The 21,953-nt window shown below is 73.2% G+C and carries 16 protein-coding genes and 1 tRNA gene; 4 read left to right on the top strand and 13 right to left on the bottom strand.

Features of this window, described 5'->3' with window-relative positions; translation table 11 throughout:
• The first annotated feature begins 36 nt into the window (after positions 1-36).
• Positions 37-753, top strand: coding sequence for a DUF4760 domain-containing protein (locus GCG21_RS10735; RefSeq protein WP_152909682.1), 717 nt, complete (start codon positions 37-39; stop codon positions 751-753).
• 139 nt (positions 754-892) lie between these two features.
• Here the strand turns inward: GCG21_RS10735 and proC are convergent, their stop codons facing one another.
• The 3 genes from proC to fdhA form a co-directional block, all read right to left on the bottom strand.
• Entirely contained in the window at positions 893-1,705 is an 813-nt protein-coding gene (proC, locus tag GCG21_RS10730; protein ID WP_152909681.1) for a pyrroline-5-carboxylate reductase, read from the bottom strand.
• 57 nt (positions 1,706-1,762) lie between these two features.
• Positions 1,763-2,362: a hypothetical protein gene (locus GCG21_RS10725; protein ID WP_152909680.1), complete on the bottom strand. Its 600-nt coding sequence runs from the start codon at positions 2,360-2,362 to the stop codon at positions 1,763-1,765.
• Positions 2,363-2,517: 155 nt separating this feature from the next.
• Positions 2,518-3,729, bottom strand: a complete 1,212-nt coding sequence (fdhA, locus tag GCG21_RS10720) for a formaldehyde dehydrogenase, glutathione-independent (protein ID WP_152909679.1) — start codon at positions 3,727-3,729, stop codon at positions 2,518-2,520.
• Between the two features lie 321 nt (positions 3,730-4,050).
• Between fdhA and fdhD the strand changes: the two genes are divergently transcribed.
• On the top strand, positions 4,051-4,878 hold the full coding sequence (gene fdhD, locus GCG21_RS10715; RefSeq protein ID WP_152909678.1) for a formate dehydrogenase accessory sulfurtransferase FdhD: 828 nt from the start codon (positions 4,051-4,053) through the stop codon (positions 4,876-4,878).
• A 21-nt stretch (positions 4,879-4,899) separates the two neighbouring features.
• Here the strand turns inward: fdhD and GCG21_RS10710 are convergent, their stop codons facing one another.
• The 5 genes from GCG21_RS10710 to GCG21_RS10690 all read right to left on the bottom strand — a co-directional run bounded on the left by GCG21_RS10710 (position 4,900) and on the right by GCG21_RS10690 (position 9,065).
• Positions 4,900-6,882, bottom strand: coding sequence for a selenocysteine-specific translation elongation factor (locus tag GCG21_RS10710; protein ID WP_152909677.1), 1,983 nt, complete (start codon positions 6,880-6,882; stop codon positions 4,900-4,902).
• Positions 6,879-8,342: an L-seryl-tRNA(Sec) selenium transferase gene (gene selA / locus GCG21_RS10705; RefSeq protein WP_152909676.1), complete on the bottom strand. Its 1,464-nt coding sequence runs from the start codon at positions 8,340-8,342 to the stop codon at positions 6,879-6,881. Before selA ends, GCG21_RS10710 begins: the two co-directional genes overlap by 4 nt.
• A gap of 8 nt (positions 8,343-8,350) precedes the next feature.
• Positions 8,351-8,446, bottom strand: a tRNA-Sec gene (locus GCG21_RS10700).
• Positions 8,447-8,487: 41 nt separating this feature from the next.
• Complete coding sequence (locus tag GCG21_RS10695; protein ID WP_152909675.1) at positions 8,488-8,868, bottom strand: hypothetical protein; 381 nt, start codon at positions 8,866-8,868, stop codon at positions 8,488-8,490.
• Positions 8,841-9,065 (bottom strand): hypothetical protein, encoded by a 225-nt coding sequence (locus tag GCG21_RS10690; RefSeq protein ID WP_152909674.1) that lies wholly within the window; start codon positions 9,063-9,065, stop codon positions 8,841-8,843. Before GCG21_RS10690 ends, GCG21_RS10695 begins: the two co-directional genes overlap by 28 nt.
• A gap of 66 nt (positions 9,066-9,131) precedes the next feature.
• Here GCG21_RS10690 and selD point away from each other — a divergent pair, with 66 nt between their 5' ends.
• Positions 9,132-10,157 (top strand): selenide, water dikinase SelD, encoded by a 1,026-nt coding sequence (gene selD, locus GCG21_RS10685; protein WP_152909673.1) that lies wholly within the window; start codon positions 9,132-9,134, stop codon positions 10,155-10,157.
• 52 nt (positions 10,158-10,209) lie between these two features.
• Here selD and nrfD read toward each other — a convergent pair whose 3' ends face one another.
• From nrfD to fdnG, 3 genes are read right to left on the bottom strand one after another with little or no spacing between them, the layout of a single operon-like run.
• Positions 10,210-11,325, bottom strand: coding sequence for an NrfD/PsrC family molybdoenzyme membrane anchor subunit (nrfD, locus tag GCG21_RS10680; RefSeq protein WP_152909672.1), 1,116 nt, complete (start codon positions 11,323-11,325; stop codon positions 10,210-10,212).
• A complete protein-coding gene (locus GCG21_RS10675) occupies positions 11,322-12,434 on the bottom strand; it encodes a 4Fe-4S dicluster domain-containing protein (protein ID WP_152909671.1) in 1,113 nt (370 codons plus the stop codon). Before GCG21_RS10675 ends, nrfD begins: the two co-directional genes overlap by 4 nt.
• Positions 12,434-15,667, bottom strand: coding sequence for a formate dehydrogenase-N subunit alpha (gene fdnG / locus GCG21_RS10670; RefSeq protein ID WP_227993643.1), 3,234 nt, complete (start codon positions 15,665-15,667; stop codon positions 12,434-12,436). The genes GCG21_RS10675 and fdnG overlap by 1 nt, the downstream gene beginning before the upstream one ends.
• Positions 15,668-15,701: 34 nt before the next feature.
• Here fdnG and GCG21_RS17100 point away from each other — a divergent pair, with 34 nt between their 5' ends.
• Positions 15,702-17,057: a M3 family metallopeptidase gene (locus tag GCG21_RS17100; RefSeq protein ID WP_370517454.1), complete on the top strand. Its 1,356-nt coding sequence runs from the start codon at positions 15,702-15,704 to the stop codon at positions 17,055-17,057.
• Between the two features lie 34 nt (positions 17,058-17,091).
• Here GCG21_RS17100 and radA read toward each other — a convergent pair whose 3' ends face one another.
• The gene (radA, locus tag GCG21_RS10655; RefSeq protein WP_152909667.1) at positions 17,092-18,513 is read right to left on the bottom strand and encodes a DNA repair protein RadA; all 1,422 of its coding nucleotides are present in this window, start codon (positions 18,511-18,513) and stop codon (positions 17,092-17,094) included.
• 107 nt (positions 18,514-18,620) lie between these two features.
• Positions 18,621-21,926: an HNH endonuclease signature motif containing protein gene (locus GCG21_RS10650; protein WP_152909666.1), complete on the bottom strand. Its 3,306-nt coding sequence runs from the start codon at positions 21,924-21,926 to the stop codon at positions 18,621-18,623.
• Between the last annotated feature and the right edge of the window lie 27 nt (positions 21,927-21,953).

Genomic DNA, 21,953 nt, shown 5'->3' with positions numbered 1-21,953 from the left:
AGACGACACCACTCCCACGTGGTAGGAGTGTCCTCCATGAATACCGCGCAATCCGGCAGACGCATGCTACTCGTCGTCCCGTGGGCGCTCACAGTGATACTGGCGTTGCTGAGTGCGTACCTCTTGCTGGGCCCTGGCGGCATCAGTTCTATTTTCAGCGCGAGTGAGCGGGCGTACGCCCTGGCGATGATCCTCATCGGTGCGGCCTCCCTCACCACGGCGATCTCCTCGCTCGTTCTCGTGCGGAACGTCTCGCGGCGCGACGACACCGGGGCTCGAAGCGAACTGTTGCGGGCAACACTTGATGCCTGGTCACGCTGGTCCGACACGACCCGCGACTCCCGGGTACTGCTATCGGAGCGGCTCGGCACCGATACGATCACGCACACACAGGCCGACGCCCTTGTGCATCGCCCATTGCGACTCCACGATCGCCACGGACGGGAGTTGGACGAGCAGCAGGCGCGGGACGTCCTGTACGCCATGATCAGCGTCCTCAACGGTCTCGAACGGATCGCGATCGGCGTGAACACGGGCGCTTATGACCGAAGGCTCCTCACCGCAGTCGGAGGAACCATCATCAAGCGCAGCTTCACTCGCTTCAGTCCCTACGTGGAACGCCGGCGCGAGTCCGCTCAGGCACACTCCGGCCAATCACGAGCGTTCGTAGAACTCGAGATCCTCGTCTCGGAGATCCCGGAGGCAGTCGTGGATCACGCTCGACTCAAGAAGTTGAACGAGGGATGCCGGTAGGCTCGTACCTACCGGCATCCCTCGTTGAGAGCGTCTTAGTCGACGTCTTCCTCTTCGTATCGACACATCATCCGGATCGTCCTCCAGTCGAACGTCACGCGGGTTCCCGGATAGTACCATCGACCCGCGACTCACGAGTCTACTCCCGGCCGAGTTCGGCGGCCCGCAGCCACGCCTTCTCGGCGGCGGCTCCGATGGCTCCGCGCACGTCGCGTGCGTCGAGTTCGGCGATCGCGGCCTGGGTCGTGCCGCCCGGGGAGGTGACGTTGCGGCGCAGGGTCGCGGGATCGTCCTCGCTCGCTGCGGCCATCATCGCCGCCCCGGCCACGGTCTCCCGGGCGAGCAGGAGCGCGAACTCCGGGTCGAGGCCGCCGGCCACCCCGGCCCGGGCCATCGACTCGATCAGGTAGAACACGTAGGCGGGCCCGCTGCCGGAGATGGCCGTGACGGCGTCCTGACGCCCCTCGTCGACCCGGGCCACCCGCCCGGTGCCCGCGAGGAGTTCGGCCACGAGGTCGAGGTGCTCGTCACTGGTGTGCTCCCCGGGGCTCATGACCGACATCCCGCGGCCGATCGTCGCCGGGGTGTTCGGCATGACCCGCACGACCGGCACCGGCGCGCCCACCCCGCGGGCGAGCCGGGCGGTGGTGATCCCCGCGGCCACCGAGACGAGCACGGTCCCCGCCGCGAGCGCCGGGCCGATCTGCGCGAGGAGGGCGTCGACGTCCTTCGGCTTGACGGCGATGACCACGACATCGGCACCCTCGACGGCCTCGCCGTTCGATTCGCACCAGGTGACGCCATAACGCTCGGCGACGCGGACGCCGTGCTCGGGCCGGTCGTCGCGGATGCGCACCCGATCCGCCCCGACGGCGTCGGTGAGAGACCCGAGGATCGCCTCGCCCATGACCCCCGTGCCGATGAGCGTGACGGTGGGAACGTGATGAACCATGCGTGAACTCCTTGGGCCTGGACGATCTGTGTGGATCAGATGGGGATGAGAGTGGGATCAGAGCGGGTAGGCGAGCTGGAAGTCCTCGAGCGCGTCGATGGGGCCGGTCAGGGTGAACACGGCGGTCGTGTTCTGCCAGAGCAGCAGGCCCTGGCCGTCGGACTGAGTGATCAGCCAGGCGTGGCCGACGGTCTCCCCGGCCGCGCCGACTGTGCCGAGGTCGCGCGCCTCCTGGGCACCGTCGCGCTCCTGCTCGAGCACCGCGTCGAGGGCGGCGGTCGCAGCGTCCCGCTCGGGCCACTGGCCCGCCACGAGGTCGACCGTGCGCTCGGGTGAGGTGTAGGTCAGGTGCCAGGACTCGACCGGGTCGCCCGGCACGTCGATCGGCTCGACGCCGGTGAGCAGGTAGTCGAGCACGGTGGCGGGCTGGGCGGCGGTGAAGGCCGTCTGGTCGTGGGCCGCCGGCGTTCCCGTGGCGGTGGGAACCGGTCCGGTGGTCGTGCTCGTGACGGCCGCCGCCGGCTCCCCGCCGCGTGTGAGGTTCCAGGCGACCAGGACCGCGACCGCGAGGACGAACGCGCCGAGCACCCCGGCGATCACGTAGGTGCGCGTGCGGTGACTGCGCGGGCCGCCGGGCCCGCGGGCCGCTGTCTCCATGTCGCCTCACCGTCTCGCGGTACCCAGTTCGTGGCACCAGCGTAGTGGAGGCGGGCCCCGAGCCCGCCCCTCTCCCCGAACCGACAAGGAGCGGACAGGGAGTGGAACGGGGCGGGCGGGGGACGGGCGCGGCCTCGCTTCCGGTCAGCGCGTGGTCAGGCGACCATGCCGTGTGGGTCGATCACGTACTTGTGCGCGGCGCCCTTGTCGAACTTCGCGTACGACTCCGGTGCCTCGTCCAGGGTGATCGTCGTGGCGTTCACCGCATCGGCGATGTGTGCCTTGTCGGCGAGGATGAGCTTCATCAGTCCCCGGTTGTACTTCTTCACCGGGCACTGGCCGGTGGTGAAGTGGTGGGACTTCGCCCAGCCGAGGCCGAGCCGGACTCCAATCTGGCCGACCTTGGCATTCTCGTCGACGGCTCCGGGGTCGCCGGTGACGTACAGCCCGGGAATGCCCAGACCGGCGCCGACGCGCGTGATCGACATGATGTCGTTGAGCACGGTGGCCGGCGCCTCACCCGCGCCCTCCCCGTGGCCGCGCGCCTCGAAGCCGACCGCGTCGACGGCCGCGTCCACCTCCGGTTCACCGACGATCTCGGCGATCATGTCGGCCAGCTCGTTGCCGGTGCTCAGGTCGACGGTCTCGCAGCCGAAGCTCTCCGCCTGGCGGAGGCGCTCGGCGTTCATGTCGCCGACGATGACGGCCGAGGCGCCGAGCAGCTGCGAGGCGTGCGCGGCGGCGAGGCCGACCGGCCCGGCGCCGGCGACGTAGACCGTCGAACCGGTCGTCACCCCGGCGGTGTACGCGCCGTGGTACCCGGTGGGGAAGATGTCCGAGAGCATCGTCAGGTCCATGATCTTCTCGAGGGCCTGATCCCGGTCGGGGAACTTGAGCAGGTTGAAGTCGGCGAACGGAACCATGACGTATTCCGCCTGGCCCCCGATCCAGCCGCCCATGTCCACGTAGCCGTACGCGGCACCCGGGCGGGCCGGGTTGACGTTGAGACACACGCCGGTCTTGCCGGCGTTGCACATCTCGCAGCGCCCGCAGGCGATGTTGAACGGGACCGAGCAGATGTCGCCCTTCTTGACGAACAGCACGTCGGCACCGGTCTCGACCACCTCACCGGTGATCTCGTGGCCGAGGCTCTGCCCGACCGGGGCGGTGGTGCGGGCCCGGACCATGTGCTGGTCGCTGCCACAGATGTTGGTCGTGACGACCTTGAGGATCACGGCGTGCGGCGCGGCCACGGGGATGCCGAGCCAGTCCGCGACCTCGTGCGGTATCTCCAGCTTGGGGTAGTCGATCCCCTCGACCGCGGTCTCGCGGGGTCCCTTGAACTTGACGACTCGATTGTCCGACATGTCTGTCCTTTCGGCTGTCGGGTGTGGTGATGTCATGCGATGCGGCGACGGGCCGCGGCCGGTGCCATGCCCCTGCGCTCACCCCCTCACGTCCGACGGCGCGTGGTCCCCGGCCGTCTGCCCCTCGGCGGCGCGTGGGCATCGGCCCGACCGGCGAGGAACCCGTGGAAGCCTGCGCATAGCCGCTCAGCTCCTCTCTCGGCGGCATCGGAACGATTCGACGCCCTGGGAACCATCGTGCGTGACGCTCGTCACGTTACCCGTTCGTAACCTGTTCCGGTAGACCTTCGTCGCGCGGGCCGGCGGGGTAGCCTGGCGGGCATGGGTCGGATCACGACGCGTCGACGTATCCGCCGGATCACCGGTTCCGATACGCGCAGCCGGCAGGACTCCCTCGTGGTCGAGGAGCCGCTCGAGATCCGGCTCGCCGGCCGGCCGCTGGCGGTGACGATGCGCACGCCGGGCCACGACGTCGAGCTCGCCGCCGGTTTCCTCACCTCCGAGGGGATCATCTGGCGCGCCCACGACCTGCTCACCGCGATCCACTGCGGCGGCCCCGGCTCCGGCGGCGGGGAGAACACCTACAACGTGCTCGACATCGCGCTCGCCCCGCACGTGCCACCGCCCCCGGCGAGCTCGGAGCGCTCCTTCTACACCACGAGCTCGTGCGGGGTCTGCGGCAAGGCGAGCATCGAGGCGATCGCCACGATCTCGAAGTTCTCGGTCGCCGGCGACCCGGCGGCCATGAGCGCCGCGGAGGTGCGGGCGCTGCCGGAGCGGCTGCGCGCGCAGCAGGAGGTGTTCGCCAAGACCGGCGGGCTGCACGCGGCCGGCCTCTTCGACGCCGCGACCGGCGAGCTGCTCGTGGTGCGCGAGGACGTCGGCCGGCACAACGCCGTGGACAAGGTGATCGGCTGGGCACTGCTGGCGGGACGGCTGCCGCTCGCGGGCACGGTGTTGCAGGTCTCGGGCCGGGCGAGCTTCGAACTCGTGCAGAAGGCGACGATGGCCGGCGTCCCGATGCTCACGGCCGTCTCGGCGGCCTCCTCGCTCGCGGTCGACCTGGCCGAGGAGGCGGGCCTGACGCTCGTGGGCTTCATGCGCGGGGAGAGCATGAACGTCTATACCCACCCCGACCGGATCCGGTAGCGCCACCCGGCGGGCGGCCCGCTACGACCGGTTGACGATCCGCGTGGCCGCGTCGATCCGCCGGGTCCAGCCGCGCGTGTCGAGGTATTCGAGCAGCGGCACCGCCACCCGCCGGGTCGTGCCGAGCTCCTGCCGGGCCTCGCTCACCGTGAACGGGCCCGGCAGCCGCGCGAGCACCGCCATCGCCCGGGCCGGCCCGTCCGGCGTGAGGACGACGCCGCTCGCCAGCCGTAGCAGCCGCCCCGCCCGCTCGGCCGCCGCGAGTTCCCGTGGCCCGAGTCCGGCCGCGGCCAGGTCGCCGGCCTCCGGTGGGTTGAACGGCTCGAAGCGCAGCCGGGCCTCGATCTCGGCGACCGCAGCCTCGGCCGCGCCGAGGTCGCCGGCATGCTCGGGATCGAGGATCCGCCCCGCCTGCTGGACGAACCCGGCGCGGGCGATGAGTTCGTCGAGCAGCCCGCGTTCGGCGGAGGCGGGGAGGTCGAGCGCGGAGAACACCTCGCCGCGGGAGGGCCCGGGGCCGAGCGGATCGCGCTCCCGGGCCGCGGCAATGAGCGCGCCGAGCCGCTCGAGCCGGCCGTCCCAGGCGGCGCGGCTCACCCAGTGGCCGGCGATCTCGAGCACCCCCTCCGGGGGCCGCGCCGCGCCGGAGCCACTCCTAGGGCCGCTGTTCTCGGAGCCGCTGCCTCCGGGGCCACTCTCGGGGCCACCGTCGGGGCCACCGCCCAGCTCACCACAGACGAGCCCCTCGGCCACGAGCTCGGCCACCGCGATCGCACCGGCGGCGGCGAGCCGCTCGGCGAGCGGATCGGCGGCGGCGAGGGAGGCCGCGCGCCGGCGGGCGTCCCCGCGGCGGGTCAGGAGGGGCGGGTGGAGGTCGAGCGCCGTGACCCCGGCGAGCACGGCGCGACTGTGCGCGGACCGCAGCAGCAGCCGGTCCCCGGGCAGGAGCGGCAGGGCACGCTCGAGGGTGAGCCGGGCGTAGTCGTCGTCGAGGGGGCGCAGCCGGGCCGCCACGACCGCGGTTCCGACGTGCACGCGCACGCCGGGCCCGGCGCCGGCCAGGCCCGGGCCCCAGGTGCGGCGGACGTCGAGCCGGTCGGTCGGTGCCCACGCGCCGGGCCCGAGCAGCACGTCGCCGCGGGCGGCACCGGCGGCGGTGTTCCCGCGGAGGTTGACCGCGACCCGGTCGACGCCGGTCACTCGCTCCCGCTCCTCGCCGCGGCTCTGCAGGCCGCGCACCGTGACCGCGACCGGCTCCGCGTGGCCATTCCCGTGGCCACCGGCGTGGCCGTGCCAGCGGAGCCGGTCACCGACGCCGATCGCGCCGGCCTGGAGCGTGCCGGTCACCACGGTCCCGGCCCCGGTGATCGTGAAGGCCCGGTCGAGCCAGAGCCGCAGCCCGGCGGCGGCGCCGGGTGTGGCCCCGTGCCCATGGCCGGGTCGACCTCCGGCGGCATCCCCGGCACCGTCCCTCGCCGCCTCGAGCGGTCTGAGCAGCCCGAGTAATCCGAGCAGCTCCGTCCGGAGCCGGTCGAGCCCCTGCCCGGTCACCGCGGAGGTGACCACGAGCGGGGCACCGGCCAGGCCGGTGCCGGCGAGCTCGCGGCGCGCCGCGCGCTCGGTCTCGGCGATCCGGTCGGCATCGGCCCGGTCGGCCCGGCTGAGCACGACGATCCCGCGCTCGATCCCCAGGGCGGCGATCACGTCCCGGTGGTCGCTCGACTGCGGCTGCCAGCCGGCGTCGGCGGCGACCACGAAGCACACCGCCGAGGCGGGCCCGAGCCCCGCGAGCGCGTTGCCGAGGAAGCGCTCGTGGCCGGGCACGTCGACGAACGAGACGTCGCAGCCGGGCACGAGGGTGGTCCACGCGAAGCCGAGGTCGATCGTCAGGCCGCGGCGCCGCTCGGCCTCCCACCGGTCCGGCTCCATGCCGGTCAGGGCCCGCACGAGCGCGGACTTGCCGTGGTCGACGTGCCCGGCGGTGGCCACGACGTGGCTCGTCATCGGGCCTCGCCGCCGGCGGGCACGTGGGGCAGTTCGGTCGACGGCCCGGTCGGCAGGTCGGGCGCCGGGGCGGGCAACACCTCCGGCGCCGCGAGCGCGGCGCGCACCACCCGCTGGAGCACGTCGTCGTCCGCCTCGGGGATGCAGCGCAGGTCGAGGAGGTACGCGCCGTCGTGGGTGCGGGCGAGCACCGCAGGATCGTTCGCGCGCAGCGTCCGGGCGAGGCGCTCGGGCAGGCGCACGGCCCACCCCTGCAAGGCGACCCCGGGCGCCCCGCCGCCGCCGACCCGCCCGTCGTGGGGCACGACCGTCGCCGCGAGGGAGGCCGGCAGCGCGGCCGCAAGCGCCTCGGCGCGGGCCCGCAGCCGCTGCGGGTCGGCGCGGACGGCGCTCATCACCGGCGTGGCGGCGGCCGGGCCCGGCGCCGCGGTGAGCGCAATCACGGTGGCCTCGAGCGCGGCGAGTGTGAGCTTGTCGGCGCGCAGGGCGCGGGCGAGCGGGTGGCGCGCGAGCCGGTCGATCAGGTCGACCCGGCCGAGCAGGATGCCGGCCTGCGGCCCGCCGAGGAGCTTGTCGCCGCTGACGATCACGAGGTCGGCACCGGCTGTGAGCGCGGAGGTCACATCGGGCTCACCGGGGAGCGCCGGTTCGGGATGCAGCAGCCCGCTGCCGAGGTCGGCCACGAGCGGCACGCCGCCCTCGCTCGCGATGCCGCGAAGCTCGGTGAGCGGCACGTCGGTGACGAAGCCGGCCTGCGTGAAGTTGCTCGGGTGCACCTTGAGGAGGCAACCCGTCTCGGCGCCGAGCGCGCCGGAGTAGTCGCGGGCGTGGGTGCGATTGGTCGTGCCGACCTCCCGCAGCCGGGCGCCGGTGGCGGTGAGCAGTTCCGGGAGCCGGAAGCCGCCGCCGATCTCGACGAGCTCGCCGCGGCTGATGATCACATCGCGGCCGGCGGCCAGCGCGGTGACGGCCAGCAGCAGGGCCGCGGCCCCGTTGTTCACCACGAGCGCGTCGCCCGCCGCCGGGCACGCGGCGAGCAGCGCGGCCCGGGCTCCCTCGCCGCGGCGTGACCGCCGCCCCGTGCGGAGGTCGAGTTCGAGGTCGGTGTACCCGCTCGCGGCGGCCACGGCCGCGCGCGCCGAGTCCGACAGGGGCGCGCGGCCGAGGTTCGTGTGCACGACGACCCCGGTCGCGTTGAGCACGGGGCGCAGGGTCGACTCCTCGCCCCCGGCCCGGCTCGCGAGGTCGGCGATCCGGGCGAGGGCGTCGGCCTCGACCGCCTCGGGCGCGAGCTCGCCTCGGCGAGCGGCCTCCTGGGAGGCGCGCACCGCCGTCCGTACGCTGTTCGGGCCGAGCCGATCGGCGGCGGCGCGCGCGGCGGGCAGGGCGAGGAGCGCATCGGTGCGGGGGATGCCCCGGCGCGGATCCGGCACGGCCCCTCCCTCGCATCCCGGCAGCATCGATCGTATGGCGGAGGCGGACGGGAATCGAACCCGCCAGGCCGAGTTGCTCGGCCTCGTCGGTTTTGAAGACCGCGGGGACCACCAGGTGCCCGGACGCCTCCCTGCCGCCTCACCCTACTGCCCGCGCCGGCGCGCGCGGGACTCAGCAGAGCGCGAGATCGATCGCGGGGTCGAGCCGGCGCATGTCGACGGGGTCGCTCGTCACGAGGACCCCCTCGACCGCACGGGAGAGCAGGACGACGGAGGCGTCGATCACGTCGGCGGTCGCGGTCGCGGCACACAGCGCTCCGGCGGCCTTCGCGACGGTCTCGTCGAACGGGTGGATCGTCACCTCGGCCGCGCCGACCAGCCGCGCCAGTCGTACCTGCCGCGCGGGATTGCGCCACGCCTGAGCGAGCGCTCCGGCGGGGAAGTGGACGGCGCCGGCGAGTTCGAGCAGGCGAAGGAGCCGCCGCTCCCCACGATCGATCGCGATGAGTGCGCCCGCATCGAGGACTACCGTCCGAGGACGCTGCGCGCCCATGCCGTCTCCTCGTCCGTGGCCGGTCCCGACTCGGCGCGCAGATCGGCGAGCACGTCCGCGAGCCGCTCACGCTCGCTCAGATCCCTGATGGCCTGCGCAACCCAGGCGCTCACCGACGGAGCCCGACCGGCCGAGACAGCGGCCCGGGCGGCCGCGGCGGTCTCCTCATCGACCGTGACCGTGATCCTCGTGCGCATACGAAGAGCCTACTCGCGCTGGGCGATCCTCGGCCGCCGATGCGCTCGGGTCCTATGCTCGATCACATGGAGATCTCGCCAGAAATCCTCGGAGCGGGCCATAGCGACACGACCGCGGCCCTGCGGCTCACGGACTTCGCCCACGGCGGCGGCTGCGCGTGCAAGATCCCGCCCGGGGAGCTCGAGGAGGCCGTGCGCGCGCTCGCCGGTCAGGACGAGCGCGGCGTGCTCGTCGGGCTCGATGACGGCGACGACGCGGCCGCCGTGCTCGTCGCGCCGGACCTCGCGGTGCTCTCGACGGCCGACTTCTTCACCCCGGTCGTGGACGACGCGCGCGCGTGGGGGATGATCGCGGCGGCGAACGCGCTCTCCGACATCTACGCGATGGGCGGGCGGCCGGTCGTGGCGATCAACCTCGTGGGCTGGCCGCGCGAGCGCCTGCCGATGGAACTGCTGAGCGAGGTGCTCGCCGGCGGCCTCGAGATCGCGCGGCGGGCGGGCTGCCCGCTCATCGGCGGGCACTCGATCGACGACCCGGAGCCGAAGTACGGCCTGGCCGTCACCGGGACCGCCCGCCCGGAGCGGCTGCTGCGGATCGACGCGGCCACCCCGGGCCTGCCGATCACGCTGACGAAGCCGATCGGGGTGGGGATCCTGAACAACCGGCACAAGGCCACGGGCGAGTCGTTCCCGGAGGCGATCGCCTCGATGACGGCGCTCAACCGGGAGGCCTCCGAGGCCGCGATCGGCGCGGGCGTGCGGGCCGCGACCGACGTGACCGGCTTCGGGCTGCTCGGGCACCTGCACAAGCTGTGCCGGGCCTCCGGGGTCGGCGCCGTGATCGAGGCGGGCGCGGTGCCGGTGCTGCCGGACGTGCGGTCCTCCCTCGCGGCGGGCTACGTCTCGGGCGGCACGCGCCGCAACCTCGACTGGGTGCGCGACCACCTGCGGGTCGGGCCGCGGGTGGGCGAGGACGACCTGCTCCTGCTCGCCGACGCCCAGACCTCGGGCGGACTGCTCGTCGTGGGGGAACTGCCGGGCCACCCGGTCATCGGCCACACGGTGGCCGGGGCGGGTATCGAGATCCGCTGAGACGGGCCGAGTCCACGATCGCTCCTCGCGGCCGGCTCGCGGCCTCGGTGGCTCATTCGGCGGTCGTGATCGAATCGTCCGTGATGCCGGCTGCCCGTCGCCGCTCGAGCCGGCGCTTCTGCGGCTCGACCGTGTAGCGGGGGTCCCGCGCGGATGCCATCCCCGCCTCGAAGATCCCGAACCGGGTGAGCACGGACGCCGCGAGCAGCGCCGCGCCGGAGCAGACGGCCGCGGTCCGGCTGCGGCCCGCGAGCAGGGTCCCGATCCCACCGGTCACGGCGAGGGCCTGGCTCGCGCGCAGCATCTCACCGGCGCTGCCCCCGCGCAGGGTCTCGGCGATGGCCGGGTCGACGCGTCGTTCCATGACCCCGCTCGCCGCCAGGTCGGCGGCGACGCCCGCGAGCGCGAGCCCCCGCGCCGGGCCGGCCTCGGCGCGCGGGGTGGCGATCATCGCGAGCCCGCCCGCCGCGAGCGCCGCCGAACCCGCGAAGAGGAACGGCAGCTCGTCCCTGGCCTCGTTCCAGGTCGGCGTCGCGGTGGCCGAGAGCAGCACGCCGGTGTAGGCGGCCAGCCCGGGGGCGAGTGCGCCGGCGACGATCCCGGCGGCGCCGTCGGCCTGGCGCAGCAGCGGGCGCAGCGGCCCGAGCGGGAGCCGGCCGGCGCTCATCCGGTCCACCTCGCCTGCGGCCGCCACGCCCGCGGAGGTGGCGAAGCCGGCGAGCAGCCACGAGCCGACGCTCATCGGCGAGGTCACCTTGATCGTGCGGAGCATATTCGCGAACCGTTCGGGCCGGCCGAGGTCGCGGATGAGGGCGACCGTGCCGAGGCCCGCGGAGCCGATCGCGGCGAACCGGCCCACCCGGCGCAGCGCAGGCCGCCCGGTGAGCTGAGCGCCGGCCGCGAGCAGACCCGATCCGGCCGCGAGCCCGCCGAGGAACAGGTAGGCGGCGATGTCGCCGCCCCAGGGGGCGGGCTTGACGATCGGGCGCCCGTAATACGAGGTGAACTCCGCATCGGGCACGACCGGCATCTCCCGCGAGCCGTCCGCCCCGCCCGGCCTACGCGGGCCGCGTCCGCGCCCCGAACCCGGCCGGGCGCCGTCCCTGCGCCGGCGGCGACGCCGCGGCTCGTCCGGCGGCCGGTACGACGCGAACTCCGAGGCCGTCATGCCCGGCCCCCGCGCCGGGCGAACGCGAGCGCGGCGGCCGCGAGCATCCCGGCCGCGGCGAGTCCGGCCCGGGCGTACATGCCGGGCAGGTCGGCGGTGCACACGCGCGGATCGGGTGGAAGCCCGTAGGCCTCGGGCTCGTCGAGCAGGAGGAACACCGAGCCGGTGCCGCCCACGCCGTCGTTCTCGTTCGCGCCGTAGAGGCGGGCCTCGGTCATGCCCTGGGAGTGCAGTTGCCCGACCCGCCGCCGTGCCCGCTCGACCAGCTCGTCCCGCTCGCCGAAGCGGATCGACTCCGTGGGGCAGGTCTGGGCGCAGGCGGGCTGCTCGCCTTCTGTGAGCCGGTCGTAGCAGAGCGTGCACTTCTGGGCGATGCCGCCCTGGGAGTGGCCCACGGCCTCGGCCTGCGGGCGCTGCCGCCCGGGCTCGCTCACCCCGTCGGCCCGCCGCTCGATCACCCCGAACGGGCAGGCGGCCACGCAGGCGCCACAGCCGTTGCACACGTCGTCCTGCACCACGACGCTGCCGAACTCGCTGCGGAACAGCGCCCCGGTCGGGCACACGTCGAGGCACGCGGCGTGGGTGCAGTGCTTGCACACGTCCGAGGCCATGAGCCAGCGGAACTCGGGGGTATCGGGGTGCGCGGACCCCTCGGTGTCGCCGAGCACGTCGACGCCCGCATGCGCCCCCGCGCCGCCGGGCACGCCGATCCCGTCGGACGCGCCCGCGGCGGCGAGCGCGTCCACCCTCGGCGAGCGGGCGCCGTCCATACTCCCGCCGGCCGCGGGGGAGAGGGTGGGCATGCCGAGGTCGACGAGCCTGCGGCCGGACTCGCGGGCCGCGGCGATGCGGCCGGAGTCCTGTTCGATGAACGCGACGTGGCGCCACGTGTCCGCCCCGAGCGCGCCGGTGTTGTCGTAGGAGGAGCCGAGCAGCCCTCCGCTCTCACCCGCCCCCGCCGCCGGCAGCTGGTTCCATTCCTTGCACGCGACCTCGCACGCCTTGCAGCCGATGCAGATGGAGGTGTCGGTGAAGAATCCCTTGCGGGGTCCGGCGTCCGTCCAGCCTGCGTCAGGTGCCGGATCGGTGCGTCCGAAGAGCTGACCCATCACGCTCCCCCTTCTCGTGGTTCGGTGGGTGGTTCGCCCGGTCCGCCGAGCGGCTCGTTGCCCGTGTGGGTCGTGGCCCCGGCGCGGCTCTGGTACTCCGACACGAGCCGCAGCAGCGCCGCCCCGCGCGGGCGCCGGCCGGGAACGATGTCGCAGGTCGCGGCCTTCGACTCCTGGATGAGCACGTTCGGGTCGAGGGTGATGCCGAGCAGGTCGTTGGCCGCATCGCCGGAGACGATCGCATCCCCGCCGACGCCCCAGTGATAGGGCAGCCCGACCTGGTGCACGGTGCGCCCGGCGACCCGAAGCGGGCGCAGCCGCCGCGTGACGAGCACGCGGGCCTCGATCGCCGCCCGCGCCGAGACGATCGTGGCCCAGCCCTCGTTCGTGAGCCCGCGCAGGGCCGCAAGCTCGGGTGAGACCTCGCAGAACATCTCCGGCTGCAGCTCCGAGAGGTAGGGCAGGGTGCGGCTCATGCCGCCGGCGGTGTGGTGCTCGGTGAGCCGGTAGGTGGTGAACACGAACGGGTAGACGCCGGAGCCCGGCTCGTCCGCGCTCGGCGCGCTCAGGTTGTCCTTGTGGGGGAACGTGACCCGGCCCGGGTTGCGCTGCTGGGTGTACAGCGCATTCGCGACCGGGGACTCCTGCGGCTCGTAATGGGTGGGCAGCGGCCCGTCGACCACCCCGGTCGGGGCGAACAGCCAGCCCTTGCCGTCGGGCTTCATGATGAACGCGTCGTCGCCGGCGATCGCGCCCGGCCCGCCCGCGGCCGGGTCATCGGGGTCACCCGTGGCACCAGGGGCACGATCCGGGATGAAGTCGGGCACGTCGACGCCGGTCCAGCGGCCCGCCGCCTCGTCCCACCACACGTACTTCTTGCGTTCGCTCCAGGGCCGCCCCCGCGGGTCGGCCGAGGCCCGGTTGTACAGGATGCGCCGGTTCGAGGGCCACGCCCAACCCCATTCGAGGGCGGTCGTGGGCTGCTGGGCGCCGGGCTTGCGGCGGGCCGCCTGATTGACGCCGCCCGCGTACACGCCCGTGTAGATCCAGCAGCCGCCCACGGTCGAGCCGTCGGCACGCATCTCGTTGAACGTCGACAGGTAGCGACGCTGCGAACCGGGCTCGGCGGCGGGGTCCACGTGCCAGCCGTTGATCTCCGCGAGCACGGCGCCCGAGTCGATCTCGCCGTCGGCGCCCGCGGGATAGTCCCAGGTGAGCTCGAGCAGGGGCCGGTCGCGCTCGTCGGTCGAGCCGGCGAGCCGGTCGCGCAGGCGCTTGCCGAGCTGGTGGAAGAACTCGAGCTCGCTCATGCACTCCCCCGGCGGGGCCACGGCCTTGTGCCGCCACTGCAGCAGCCGCTGGGTCTGGGTGAACGATCCGGCCTTCTCCACGTGGCTCGCGGCGGGCAGGAAGAACACCTCGGTGTCGATGTCGCCCGTGCGCAGCTCGCCGGTCTCGATCTCCGGGGAATCACGCCAGAACGTCGCCGACTCGATCATGTTCAGGTCGCGCACGACGAGCCACTTCAGATGCGACATCGCCATCCGTTGCATCCGCCCGTTCGAGGAGCCGACGGCCGGGTTCTGCCCGAGCAGGAAGTACCCCTCGACCTCGTCGGCGAGCATCGCGGCCACGGTCTGATAGGTGCCGTGCGGGCCGGTGAGCCGGGGCACGTAGTCGTAGGCCCAGTCGTTGCCGGCCGTGGCCGACTCGCCCCACCACGCCTTGAGCAGGCTGACGGCGTACGCGTCGCCGTTCGCCCAGAACCCCTTCTGATCCTTCGCGGCGAACGAGGCGGTGTAGTCGGCGAACGTGTCGTGCCTGCCCGCGAGCGGCATCGGCAGGTAGCCGGGGAGCATGTCGAACAGGGTCGGGATGTCGGTGGATCCCTGGATGCTCGCGTGCCCGCGCAGCGCCATGATGCCCCCGCCGGGCCGGCCCATGTTCCCCAGCAGCAGCTGCAGGATCGCGGCGGTGCGGATGAACTGGGCCCCGAGCGTGTGCTGGGTCCAGCCCACCGCGTACACGAACGCGGTCGTGCGTTCCCGCCCGGAGTTCTCGATCACGGCCCGCGCGAGGTAGTCGAAGTCCGCCGGGCCGATGCCGCACGAGGCCTCGACCGCCTCCGGGGTGTAGCGGGAGTAGTGGCGCCTGAGCACCTGGAACACGCAGCGCGGATCCGTCAGCGTCGGATCGTGCAGCTCGGCGCCGGTCTCCGGGTCCGTTGCGTAGGCCCACGTGGCGTTGTCGTAGGAGCCGGTGCGGGCGTCGTAGCCGGAGAAGAGTCCGTCGAGGTCCTCGGCGTCGCGGAAGTCCTCCCGCAGGATGGTCGAGGCATTCGTATAGGCGGTCACGTACTCACGGAAATACGACTCGTCGGTGAGCACCCGGTTGATCACCGCGCCGAGCAGCACGACGTCGCTGCCCGCCCGGATCGGCAGGTGCTTGTCGGCGAGCGCCGAGGTGCGAGTGAACCGGGGATCGACGTGGATGACCCTCGCACCCCGCGCCTGCGCCTCGGCCACCCACTGGAAGCCCACGGGGTGGCATTCGGCCATGTTGGATCCCTGGATCACGATGCAGTCCGCATGAGCCAGGTCCTGCAGATATTGCGTGGCGCCGCCGCGACCGAACGAGGTTCCCAGACCGGGAACCGTGGCGGAGTGTCATATGCGCGCCTGGTTCTCGATCTGGATCGCGCCCGCGGCGGTGAACAGCTTCTTGATGAGGTAGTTCTCCTCGTTGTCCAGCGTCGCCCCGCCGAGGGCCGCGATCCCCATCGTCCGGCGCAGGATCCGCCCCTGCGGGTCGCGCTCCTGCCACGTGTTCCTGCGGGAGGCGAGGAACCGGTCGGCGATCATGTCGAGCGCGGTGTCCCGGTCGAGCCGGGTCCATTCCGCGGCGCCCGGCGCCCGGTAGAGCACCTCGGTCTGCCGTCCGGGCGAGTTGACGAGCTGCTCGCTCGCTGCGCCCTTGGGGCACAGCCGCCCGCGCGAGATCGGCGAATCGGGGTCGCCCTCGATCTGGATGACCTTCTCGTTCTTGACGAACACCCGCTGCCCGCACCCCACCGCACAGTAGGGGCACACGCTCTGCACGACCCGGTCGGCGGTCGCCGTGCGCGCCCGCGTGCCGCGGGTGGCGGCGGAGGTGACCGCGGCTCCGCGGCCGAGTACGTCCCCGGAGCGCGCCTGCCGGAAGACCGGCCATTCCAGGGGACTCCAGCGTGCCATGCGATCCACTATAGGCACGGATAGGCTGATCCGGGTGAGCCCGCACCCCTTGGATCTTCCCGCGCCCGCCGAGACCGCCGCGTGGCTGCAACGGCGTACGGACGACGCCCTCACCGGCGCCGCAGCGATCGTCGCCCGCCTCAAGGCCTCGCCTCCCGAAACGGCCGCGGAGCTGCTCGAGGAGTGGAACGAGCTGTCGATCCTGCTCGCGGGCGCCGAGGCGCCCGCATCGACCCTGAGCGAGTTGCATCCGCTCGCCGAGGTACGCGCGGCGGGTGAGGATGCGGTGCAGCGGGTCGACCGGTTCACCACGGCCCTCATGCTCGACGCGGAACTGTACGCGATCGTCGACCACCTCGCCGACAGTGCAGACGGGGCTGACAGGGCTGACAGAGCCGACAGTGCCGACGGGGCCGGCAGGGCTGACGGGGCCGGTCGCACCGACGACGAGAGCGGAGCCGGCGGGGGCACAGGCTCCGGGCTGGACCCGGTTGCCCGCCGGCTTCTCGAGCGGGTGCGCCGGGACTTCCGCCGGGGCGGCGTGGGGCTCGCCGGCCCGGAGCGGACCCGGATCGCGGCGATCTCGGAGCAGCTCGTGGCGGCCGGGCAGGAGTTCGCCCGCAACATCCGGGAGGACACCCGATCGATCCGTGTCCATCCCGACCGGTTGGCGGGGCTGCCGCCGGACTGGATCGCCGACCACCCGGCGGAGGCCGACGGTCTCGTGAGCGTCACGACCGACTATCCGGACTCGGTGCCGTTCTTCATGTTCGCCCAGGATGCCGAGGCCCGCCGCGACCTGCGGCTCGCCACGGAGTGGGACTTCGTCGAGGCGCCGAGTCAGCTGCTCGAGGAGTGGGCGTGGGACGCGCGCGTGCTGGCCACGTTCGCTCGGAACGCCGCGGGCGAGACGATCCCGGCCGAGCTGGTCGCGCGGATGCGGGCTGCGGACGACTTCGGCCAGGGCTTCGACGCCCGCACGCAGATGTTCTACGCGGCCCTGTCCTATTCGCTCCACACAGAGCAGGTCGCCGACCTCACGGCCCACACCGCCCGCCTGCAGGGCGAGTACTCGCTGTTCGAGTACCTGCCGGGAACGCACCAGGCGGCCTCGTTCGGGCACCTCGACGACTACTCCTCCGGCTACTACACCTACATGTGGTCGCTCGTGATCGCGAAGGACCTGTTCAGTGCCTTCGCGGGCGAGAACGGCCGGGGCGGCGCGGGGCACGGCGGTACGGGCGGAGCGGACCTGTTCGATCCGGCCACCGCCCGCCGCTACCGGGAGACGGTGCTCGCCCCGGGCGGGTCGAAGGACGCGGCCGACCTGGTGGCCGACTTCCTCGGCCGGCCCTATTCCTTCGCCCCGTTCGAGCGCTGGCTGGCCTGATCGGGCGCCCGTCCGAGTGGCTCGGCCAGGGCTCCTAGACCCGCCGCGGCCCGCGGTAGCCGGCGGAGAGCCCGGTGTACTTGAGCGCGTCGTCCAGGTGGGCGATCTCCTTGACACGGATCCCGGCGAGTTGGGCGCCGCCCAGGTCGCTTCCGACCGGTACGAGTGCGCGGGTGAACCCGAGGCGGCGGGCCTCCGCGATCCGCCGGCCCGTGCCGAGCACCGGCCGGAGCTCACCGGTGAGGCTCACCTCGCCGAGGGCGACGAGCCCTTCGGGCAGCGGTTCGTTGTCCTGCGAGCTGGCGACGGCGAGCGCGACCGCGAGGTCGGCGCCGGGTTCGTGGGCACGGGCGCCGCCGACGCAGGAGACGTAGACGTCCAGACCGGCGACGGGTTTCATCGATCGGGTGGCGAGCACCGCGAGGGTCATGGCGACCCGGGAACCGTCGACCCCGTGCGTGGCGCGCCGCGGCTGTGGGGTGCTGCTGTGGGAGAGCAGCGCCTGGATCTCGATGGGTAGGGGACGGCGGCCGTCGAGGGTAACGGTGACACAGCTGCCGGTGACGCCCGAGCGCCGCCCCGAGATGAACAGTCCCGACGGGTCGGCCAGGCCGTGGATGCCCGATTCGTTCATGACGAAGCAGCCCACCTCGTCGGTGGCGCCGTAGCGGTTCTTCACCGCCCGGAGCATCCGCAGCTGGGCGTGCTTGTCGCCCTCGAACTGGCAGACGACGTCGACCAGGTGTTCGAGCACGCGCGGCCCCGCGATCGAGCCGTCCTTGGTCACGTGGCCCACGAGGATGACGGGCATATTCGTGCGCTTCGCGACGCCGATGAGGGAGGCGGCCACCTCCCGGACCTGGGCGACGCCGCCCGCGCTGCCGTCGACCTGGGCGGAGGCGAGGGTCTGCACCGAGTCGACGACGAGCAACTCGGGCTGGGTGGCCTCGATCTGCCCGAGCACCTTGCCCAGGTCCGTCTCGGCCGCGAGGAGGAGCCGCTCGTGTACGGCGTCGATCCGGTCGGCCCGCAGGCGTACCTGCGCGGCGGACTCCTCGGCCGTGACATAGAGGACCCTGCGGCCCGTGCCCGCGCAGCGGGCGGCGACGTCGAGCAGCAGCGTCGACTTGCCCACCCCGGGCTCGCCCGCGAGCAACATGACGGCGCCGGGCACGATCCCGCCGCCGAGTACCCGGTCGACCTCGCTCACGCCGGTGCTGCGGAAGCGGGCGAGGTTCGCGTCGACCTCGCCGATCGGCAGCGCGGCCGCCGCGAGGGTCGGGACCACACTCGCCGTACGGGCGCTCGAGGGTCCGTCCGTCTCGGCCACCGTGCCCCAGGCCTGACATTCACCGCACCGCCCGACCCATTTGCTCGTCGTCCACCCGCATTCGCTGCACTGGAACTGGGGCCTGGTCGCCGATGCGGTGGCCGACTTGGTGGACTTGGAACTCATGGCCGCAGGCTATCCGGCGCGGCCGACATCCTCGGTGGAACGCCGAGGATCCACAGCGACAGACGTGAGGAAGGCGCTCGCCCGCACGGGCACCCGACCGTCTCGCGTCAGAAGGGTGGTTCGTCGGGTCGGCAGTCGTCGGCGGCGGCGTCTTCTGCCCGGCGTCTGGCGGCGCGGGCCTGGTCGGCTCTCTTGATGATGTCGTGGTTGCAGGCCTCGAGGATGTCCCGGTTCTCGAGTGTGCCCTCGGACCAGTGGGCCCGGTTCGCCCGTTCCCGCTGCGGGGACATCGACCCGCTCGCCGACCGTTCGCTCACGCCGGTCGTGCCGGTTGTATCGGTCGGTCCGTTCGAGCCGCCCACGCCTGTCGCGCCGGTCGCGCCGCCCACGCCGGTCGGACCGGTCGAGCCGTTCGAGCCGCCCACGCCGGTAGGACCGTTCGAGCGGGTCGGGCCGCCCACGCCGTTTGGGTCGTTCGAGTCACGGTGGTCGCTCGTCTTGCTCGTCTGACCCGGCTCGTCTGCTTCGTGGGTGCCGGTGTTCTGGATCTCGATGTTCTGGATGCCGGTGTTCTGGGTGTCGTAGGTGCCCCACGGGGTGCGTAGGAGCCGTAGGCCGTGGGGGCCGGTCCACAGGTAGGTGCCGGTATCGAGTTTGACGTAGGTCCAGGCCGCGTGCCGGCCGCGGGACGCGGCGGCGGCGCGGGCGTGGGTCTTGAGCCGGTGATGCGCGCGACACAGCGGGGCGAGGTTGCACGGGCAGGTCGCCCCGCCGGTGGCGACCTCGGCGCCGGCGTTCGGGCCGGTGCGGGCTCGGGTGGTGTGCCAGGCCTGGATATGGTCCAGGTCGCAGGCGCGGGCGGTGCGGGTACACCAGGGGAAGGCGCATCGATCCTCGGCCAGGACGAGTTGTTCACGCAGCCGCTCGGACGGGGTGTAGCAGTCCGTGGCGAGTGGCTCGTCCAGGTCCAGGACCGGCCGCACGATGATCTCCGGTGCGAAACACGCCAACCCGCTACCGGCCGCACCCGTAGCACCGACAGCACCCGTAGCACCGGCAGCCCCCGTAGCACCGGCAGCACCGGAGCCGGGGCGGTCGACCGATGCCCCGAGCCGGACGGTCTCGCCGGTCCCGGCGGCGACCTCGACGGTTCCGGGCCGGACGGTCTCGCCGGTCCCGGCGGCGACCTCGTCGGTTCCGGGCCGGACGGTCTCGCCGATCCCGGCGGCGACCTCGGCGGATCCGGGAGCGGTGGACACACCTGTGCTGTCGGTCCCGCCCATTCCGGGCAGGACGGTCTCGCCGGCCCCGGCGGCGACCTCGGTGGTTCCGGGAGCAGTGGACACACCTGTGCTGTCGGTCCCGTCGGTTCCGGGCAGGGCTGTCCCCTCAATGCCGCCAGCTCGGCTGCTGCCAGATCGGTGCCTGCGCCGGTCGAGGATCGGGCCCGCGGGCGGGCCGTCGGGCGGGCCTGTGGGCGGGCCGGTGGGCCGGGTGAGGCAGTCCCCGGTGCAGGGGCGTCCGTGCGGGGTGAGCGCGGATGGGCGGTAGAAGATCGGGGCGAGTTCAGCGGCGCTGATGAACGTGCCGGCCGGGATGCCGCGGGCCTCGATACGCACCGGCGTCCGCCGCAACCGGCCAGGATCGATCCCCAACGACGACCCAGTCGACGGCCCAGTCGGCGGCCCAGTCGGCCCAGTGGGCGGCCCGGTCGGTGGCCCGGATGCGCGCGTGGCGGGCCTGCCGGCGGCGTCATCGCCGTGATCGGCTCCCGCAGCTCCGGCGCCGCCGGGTGTCGGCGGTGGTGGTGGGCCGGTGTTCGGGATGCCGAAGGGGAACAGGTCACGGGCCTGGACGTGCAGGTACATCAAGATCTTGCCGCGCGGCACACCCGCCCCACCCGTGGTCACCGGGGCGCCCGTGGTCACCGGGCCGCCCGTGGTCACCGGGCCTTCCGGACCGGCCGGCCCGGCCTCGAGGGTGGCGCTCAGAGCACTCGATGCGGCCGATGTGCCGGCCGGGTCGTCGTCGTGGCGGTTGCCGGTGCAGTTCGGATCCCCACACCAACTCGGCCCTGCCGGCCCATCGTTCGGCCCGCTGGCCGGCGGATCGTTCGGCCCGTCGGGTGGTCTGTCGGGCAGCTGGGCACCGTTCGGCCCACTGTTCGGCCCACTGTTCGGCCCGCTGTTCGGCTCGCTGGTCGGGGTCTCGGGTGGGGTGAGGGGGTGTTGGCCGTCGTAGCGGAGCCGGGCGAGGTCGCCCATGGCGTAGGAGCGCAGCTCGCCCGCGGTCAGCTTCCAGCCCTGGGCGGTGAGGGTGGCGGCGAGGTGGTCGATGACGTCTTCGAGGATGCGGCCCTCCACGACGGGCAGGACGGCCTGCACGCTGGTGTCCCCGGTCCCGTTGCGTACGTGCTTGAACACGACGTCTCGTGCCGGTGGCGCGGCGAAGCGTTCCTCGAGGTCCTCGTACTCCTCGGGCATGTGTTCGATCAGGGCCCGCTTGATCAGGCCATCGAGCTGGGCCTGCCCGAAGTTCAAGGGCACGAGGTCGAGCTGGGCATCGACGTAGTCACATGCCTCTTCCGAGAGGAACAGGGTCGCCCGGGCGAGGGTCCGGGCCCGCCACACCCGCGTCCGCCCGGCCATGGTCCGGGCGAACAGGCGCGGTAGCCGCACCCGCAACTGTTCGGCCTCCAGCAGCAGCCGCTCGGCCGCGCCCAGACCCATCCCGGCCGCGGTCGCGAACGTCGAGATCGAGAACTCCTCCACCGTCCACAACCCCCGCACCCCCGTGCCCGGATCGACCCCCAGATCGGCCCCGTGCCCACCACCCGAGGCCACGAACCCCGAGACCCCGGCCCCGGAGCCGGATCCGGTCGTGGCGGATTCAGAGGTGGTGAAGCCGGAGGCCGCGGAGCTGGAGGTGGCCGGCCCGCCGGCCGCGGGAGAGGAGGAAGCACCTGCAAGCGTGCCACTGGCCGAGGGAGCGGGATCGGCACACGCGGCGGTGGCGTCACCGCCGGTGGCGGACTCACTGGAGGAGGGCGACGTGGTGGCGGTCGCCGGGGCATCCATCGAATCAGAGCCCGTGGCACCCGCGCCGGCCACGGCCTCGGCCCCGGTGCCGGTGCCGGTGCCGGATCCGGTTGTGGCCGGGGTGACCACGTGGCCCTCCTGCTCCCAGATCGCGTTGCGGGCACGAGCGCGTTCGGCCACGAGCCGCGGCGCACCGGCCAGGTCCTCATCGCCGTCATAGTCATCGGCGATGACGAACGGATGCCACTGCACCCACGTCGCCGCCAACGCGAGCTGCTCCACCTTGACCCGATCCACGGTATCGCGGCCCTGACGCAGCCGAGCGACCAGGCCGGCATCATCGCCCACCTCGCCCACCAGCTGCTGAAGTTCCATACCAATCATGGTCTCAGCGACCACCGA

Source organism: Pseudactinotalea sp. HY160, assembly GCF_009372055.1.
GTDB lineage: Bacteria > Actinomycetota > Actinomycetes > Actinomycetales > Beutenbergiaceae > HY158.
This window is presented reverse-complemented; position numbering and strand designations above follow the sequence as displayed.